Here is a 5,331-nt window from a genome sequence, read left to right as displayed (position 1 = left end):
TGGCCGCGATGCGGCCAACCGAAGAACTTTGCCAACATTTGGCGTCAGGGGCTGGGACCGCGGGCCGCCCTTTTCCCTTGGCGCGGTGCGGCCGGCGAAATTGGGACGGCCGGATTTTCCTTTGGACAAACGCCCCTATGTCGCAGCAAGGAGGTGAAACATGGTTCAACTGCTCATTCAGGCGCTCGACAAGCTCGAGGACGGCGACTGGGACGGCGCGCACCGCATTGCGCAGGATTACGACGGTCAGAGCGCGGCCTGGCTTCACGCCCACCTGCATCGGGTGAAGGGCGACGAGGCGACCGCGCGCGAGTGGTACGACAAGGCCGGCCGCGAGCCGTTCGAGGGCGACACCACCGAGGAGCGCTATGCGCTGCGACAAGAGCTGACCTCGGGCGTCGAAGGGATGATGGGCCAGAATCCGGGCCCCGAGACCGGGGGGGCGTGATCCCTTTGGGGGCGGTTGGGTTAGAGGGAGGACGAGGCAATGACCCGATGGCTGACCGAGGCTCTGGACCGGCTCGACGCGGGTGACTGGGCCGGGGCGCACGAACTGGCGCAGGCCGACGAGACGCCGCGCGGCGCCTGGCTGCACGCGCATTTGCACCGGATCGAGGGCGACGAGGGCAATGCCGGCTACTGGTACCGCCGGGCCGGGCGCGACCCGTTCCCGGGATCGCTGGCCGAAGAGCGGGCTGCCCTGCGTGCTGCGCTGAACTGAGGCGCCGGGGCCGCGCGGGACGTCCGGTGGGATCGCGCCGGGTCGGGAAGGCTTGACCGCCCTGCCCCGACGCGGGAGATCGGGGCATGGCGAAAGATCGGAAGCGAAAGAAGCGCGCCCCTTCCGGGCAGCGGGTGCGGCGGGGCCTCCTGCGCGGGGCGCTGGGGCTGGTGGCGTTCGTGCTGCTGGCGGTGCTGCTGTACGCTGTCGTGAACCCGCCGACGACGCCCTACATGATGAGCGAAAGCCGGCGCCTGGGCGGGATCGACCACGAGTGGACCCCTCTGGAAGAGATCGCGCCGGTCATGGCGCGCTCGGTCGTGGCGGCCGAGGATGCGCGGTTCTGCCAGCACTGGGGCTTCGACGTCACCGCGATCCGCGCCGCGATCGAGGAGGGCGGAGAGCGCGGCGCCTCGACCCTCTCGCAGCAGGTGGTGAAGAACGTCTATCTCTGGCAGGGGCGGAGCTGGCCCAGGAAGGCGCTCGAGGCGACCCTGACCCCGCTGGTCGAGGCGTTCTGGTCCAAGCGCCGCATCGTCGAGGTGTACCTCAACGTGGCCGAGTTCGGCGAGGGCGTGTTCGGCATCGACGCGGCCGCCCATGCCGCGTTCGGCGTCTCGCCCGCGGACCTGACGCCGACGCAGGCCGCGCGGCTGGCGGCCGTGCTGCCCAACCCCAAGGAGCGCAATGCGGCCGACCTGTCGCCCGCGCTGCGCCAGCGCGCCGGGCAGATCATGGACGGTGCCGCGACCATCGCGCGGGACGGCCGCGCCGACTGCTTCGACCGGGCAGCGGGTTGAAGGTGGGCGCCGGACAAGGCAGGTAGGAGCGGTGCCAGGTCAAGGATTTTGCCGCCGATGTACTCGCTTTATCACGCACCGCTTTCCCCGTTCTGCCGCAAGGTGCGGCTGGTGCTGGCCGAGAAGAAGATCGAGGTCAAACTGATCGAGGAGCGCTATTGGGAGCAGGACACCGACTTCCTGCGCCGCAACCCGGCCGGCAAGGTGCCGATCCTGCGGGTCAACGGCAAGAACATGCCCGAAAGCCAGGCGATCTGCGAATGGGTCGAGGCGAAGCATCCCGATCCTGTCCTGATGCCCGAGGACGCGGATGCCGCCTACGAGGTGCGCCGCCTCTGCGCGTGGTTCGACGACACCTTCTTCAACCAGGTCACGTCCAAGCTGCTTTACGAGCGGGTGAACAAGAAGGTGCAGGGCACCGGGTATCCGGATTCGGGCAAGGTCAAGGCCGGCGCGAAGGCGGTGAAGTTCCACCTCGACTACATGGCGTGGCTGCTGGAAAAGCGCCGCTGGCTTGCCGGGGACGCGATGACGCTGGCCGATTTCGCCGCCGCGTCGCATCTGAGCGCGCTCGACTACACCAGCGACGTGGATTGGGCGCGGCATGACGTGGTCAAGGAGTGGTATGCCAAGATCAAGTCCCGCCCCGCGTTCCGCGGCATCCTGTCGGACGTCGTCCCGGGCTTCCTGCCACCGCCGCATTATGCGGACCTCGATTTCTGAAGACCGACGACGCAGGCCCCTCTCGCGAGAGGGCCCCTTCCTGACTATCTGGGCAAGATGAAGAGCTTGAAGGCCGCCCTGGAAGAGTACGCGCTGGAGGCCGGATTCGCCAAGATGGGCGTCTGCCGTCCCGATGCCGTGGCCGAGGCCGGCGCGCGGCTGGACACGTTCCTGGGCGAAGGCCGGCACGGCCAGATGGACTGGATGACCGAGAAGCAGGCGTGGCGGCGCGATCCTCGGGCGCTGTGGCCCGAGGCGCGGTCGGTCGTGATGCTAGCCGAAAGTTACACGCCGGGGCACGATCCACTGGACGATGTGGGACTGCGGGACCGGGGTGCGGTCAGTGTCTATGCGCAGGGGCGCGATTACCACGACGTGGTGAAGAAGCGGCTGAAGAAGGTCGGGCGCTGGTTTCTCGAGGCCGTCGAGAAGGGCGGGTGCAAGGACGCCCGGACCGGCAAATGGGTACCGCTCTCGGTGGAGGCACCGCATCCGGCTGGCGCGCACGCGGCGGAGGCGGTGCCTCGGCCGGAGATCAAGGTCTTCGTCGATACGGCGCCGGTGATGGAAAAGCCGCTGGCCGCCGCGGCGGGGCTGGGGTGGCAGGGCAAGCACACCAACCTGCTGGGCCGCGACCTCGGCAACTGGGTGTTCCTCGGCGCGATCTTCACCACGGTGGATCTTGAGCCCGACGCGCCCGAGGTCGAGCATTGCGGGTCGTGCCGCAAATGCCTCGACATCTGCCCGACGAACGCGTTTCCGGCGCCCTTCCAGCTCGATGCGCGGCGCTGCGTCAGCTATCTGACGATCGAGCACAAGGGCCCCGTGGACGAGGCGCTGCGCCCGGGCTTGGGCAACCGGATCTACGGCTGCGACGACTGCCTTGCCGTCTGTCCGTGGAACAAGTTCGCGGTCGCCGCGCGCGACATGCGGCTGGGCACCCAGCCGGGGCGGCGCGCGCCGCTTCTGGCCGAGCTGGCGCAGCTTGACGACGCCGGTTTCCGCGAGCGGTTCCAAGGGTCGCCCATCAAGCGGATCGGCCGGGACCGGATGGTGCGCAACGTCTGCTACGCCATCGGCAACTCGGGCGATGCGTCCCTGTCACAGGTGCTCGATCCCCTGACCCGCGACCCGGACCCGGGCGTTGCGGATGCGGCACGCTGGGCTAGGCTGCGTCTTGGCCAAGCCTTGGGGGGCGACACGTGCGACTGAAACCGGCGCTGCATCGGGCGGCGATCTGGGGAGAGCGGGCATTCGACCGCGCCTTCCCTGCCAAGACGCCCGAAAACCCGGTTCTGGACACTTACCGGGGCTATGGCGAGCCCGACGGCATCGTCCTGCGCGCCCGCGTCCTCGCCTCGCTGCGCCGCACGACCCCCGATCCCGGGCAGAGCCGGTGGCAGAACCTCAAGGAGATGGCGTCGCTGTTTCTGACGCACGAGGTGGCGGACGTGCCCGTGGTCGCCGTCGAAAGCCGCGTGACGGCCAACAGCGACGAGGAAGGCTATGTCACGCTGAAGATCCCGGGCGAGTTTGCGCCCGGCTGGCATTGTGTCGACCTTCAGATCGAGGGCTTGCCCGACAGCCGGATCGAGGCCGGAGCGTTGGTCCCGTCGGCCGAGGCGCGGCTGGGGATCGTGACCGATATCGATGACACGCTGATGCAGACCGGCGCCTATTCGCTGGCCAAGAACCTGTGGACCACCTTCACCGGGTCGGCCAGCACGCGGCGGGTCTTTGCGGACGCGACCGTGCTGCTCGACCATCTGAGCGGTCACGGGCGCAACCCGGTCTACTACGTCTCGTCGAGCCCGTGGAACCTGCACGCCTTCCTCGAGACGGTGTTCGACCGGGCGGGGCTGGTGCAGGGGCCGATCTTCCTGCGCGACCTCGGCATCGCCGAGAACCAGTTCATCAGCCGGGGCCACGACAATCACAAGGGCCGCGCCATCGATCGGATCATGGCAGCAAACCCCCACCTGCCCTTCGTGCTGATCGGCGATACGGGGCAGCACGATGCTGAGATCTACCTCGAAGCCTGCCACCGCCACGGCGGCCGGATCGCGGCGGTGATCCTGCGCGAGCCCGGCCCCGGCCCGGACGATGCCAGCCGTAACGCCATCTCGACGATGCGGCGGCTGGGCGTGATCGTGGCGCACGGCACCGATTTCGGCCAGGTCGCCGAGGCGCTGGAGCGGGGCGGCCTCAGGATCTGACGCTCTGGACGGATGCGACGCGGGCGGTTAGGGATCAAAATGGGGTCCCGTGGCTCAACTGGATAGAGCAGCCCCCTCCTAAGGGGCAGGTTGCAGGTTCGAATCCTGCCGGGATCACCACCAAACATCAGTTGTCCTTTCATTCTATGGACTTGGCGCCGGATATGGCGAACCCCTCGGGAAGGTTCGCCAGGATTTGTTCCCCATTCGGGCGCGTGATCAGTTTTTCAAAGGCCGAATCCGCCATGCCTGCGCGCTCTGCCGCAGCGGTATAGTGCTGGACTAGAGCGAGCGTCTTGTGACCCGTCACTGCCGCGATCTGACTAGTGGTGGCTCCCGCCTCTGCAACCCGCCTCGCGCAGGCCTTTCGGAGACCATGGGAAGAACAGACTGGTAGGTTGGCGGTCGCTGTCCATTTCTGCATGAGATTACCCAGTCCTCCAGCCGATCGGGCCGTGCCGCGGCGAGTCGAGATGTAGGGTCGGCCCCGAGGCAACGTCGCCAGGACTGCGGCTAGGTCGGGATGAAGGGGAATCGAAATAAGGCTTCCGTTCGACTTCTCCGTCTTCTGCCGCCGATAGCGGAACCGGCCGTCCTTTATGCTCCACGGCCCGAGCTTTACCGCATCCGTCCGTGCAGCGCCCGTGTAGAGCATGAGGGTCATCGCGGTGTGTGCCTCAGTTCCCGGCGGATGAGCGGCGATGAACTGCGCAATCTCACCCTCCGTCCAAGTGTGGAAGCCTTCGGTAGCGGATTGATAGGGTTTGGTTGCGCGGGCGGGATTATCCTTTCGCCACTCCAGATCGACCGCGTAGTCTACGCTCAGGACCCATTAATCAGGTTGAGGCTGTGCGGCCCGCATGATTCACGG

General features: G+C 67.5%; 7 protein-coding genes and 1 tRNA gene. 7 read left to right on the top strand and 1 reads right to left on the bottom strand.

The features are described 5' to 3' along the window. Window positions 1-160 precede the first annotated feature (160 nt). The 7 genes from ACFDS3_RS18735 to ACFDS3_RS18705 all read left to right on the top strand — a co-directional run bounded on the left by ACFDS3_RS18735 (window position 161) and on the right by ACFDS3_RS18705 (window position 4,580). Window positions 161-448: a hypothetical protein gene (locus ACFDS3_RS18735; protein WP_375263861.1), complete on the top strand. Its 288-nt coding sequence runs from the start codon at window positions 161-163 to the stop codon at window positions 446-448. A gap of 39 nt (window positions 449-487) precedes the next feature. Then, the gene (locus ACFDS3_RS18730) at window positions 488-721 is read left to right on the top strand and encodes a hypothetical protein (protein ID WP_375263860.1); all 234 of its coding nucleotides are present in this window, start codon (window positions 488-490) and stop codon (window positions 719-721) included. An 86-nt stretch (window positions 722-807) separates the two neighbouring features. Next, the gene (mtgA, locus tag ACFDS3_RS18725; protein WP_375263859.1) at window positions 808-1,521 is read left to right on the top strand and encodes a monofunctional biosynthetic peptidoglycan transglycosylase; all 714 of its coding nucleotides are present in this window, start codon (window positions 808-810) and stop codon (window positions 1,519-1,521) included. 57 nt (window positions 1,522-1,578) lie between these two features. After that, entirely contained in the window at window positions 1,579-2,244 is a 666-nt protein-coding gene (locus tag ACFDS3_RS18720) for a glutathione S-transferase family protein (RefSeq protein WP_375263858.1), read from the top strand. A 57-nt stretch (window positions 2,245-2,301) separates the two neighbouring features. Further along, window positions 2,302-3,456 (top strand): tRNA epoxyqueuosine(34) reductase QueG, encoded by a 1,155-nt coding sequence (gene queG / locus ACFDS3_RS18715; RefSeq protein ID WP_375263857.1) that lies wholly within the window; start codon window positions 2,302-2,304, stop codon window positions 3,454-3,456. Further along, window positions 3,447-4,460 carry a phosphatase domain-containing protein gene (locus ACFDS3_RS18710; RefSeq protein ID WP_375263856.1) on the top strand — a complete coding sequence of 338 codons (1,014 nt, stop codon included), beginning with the start codon at window positions 3,447-3,449 and terminating at the stop codon, window positions 4,458-4,460. Before queG ends, ACFDS3_RS18710 begins: the two co-directional genes overlap by 10 nt. A 43-nt stretch (window positions 4,461-4,503) precedes the next feature. Next, a tRNA-Arg gene (locus ACFDS3_RS18705) sits at window positions 4,504-4,580 on the top strand. 19 nt (window positions 4,581-4,599) lie between these two features. Here the strand turns inward: ACFDS3_RS18705 and ACFDS3_RS18700 are convergent. After that, complete coding sequence (locus tag ACFDS3_RS18700; protein WP_375263862.1) at window positions 4,600-5,163, bottom strand: tyrosine-type recombinase/integrase; 564 nt, start codon at window positions 5,161-5,163, stop codon at window positions 4,600-4,602. Window positions 5,164-5,331 lie beyond the last annotated feature (168 nt).

Source organism: Palleronia sp. (genome assembly GCF_042089775.1).
Taxonomy (GTDB): domain Bacteria; phylum Pseudomonadota; class Alphaproteobacteria; order Rhodobacterales; family Rhodobacteraceae; genus Palleronia.
The sequence above is the reverse complement of the archived record's forward strand: the minus strand, read 5'-3'. Positions and strand labels throughout refer to the sequence as shown.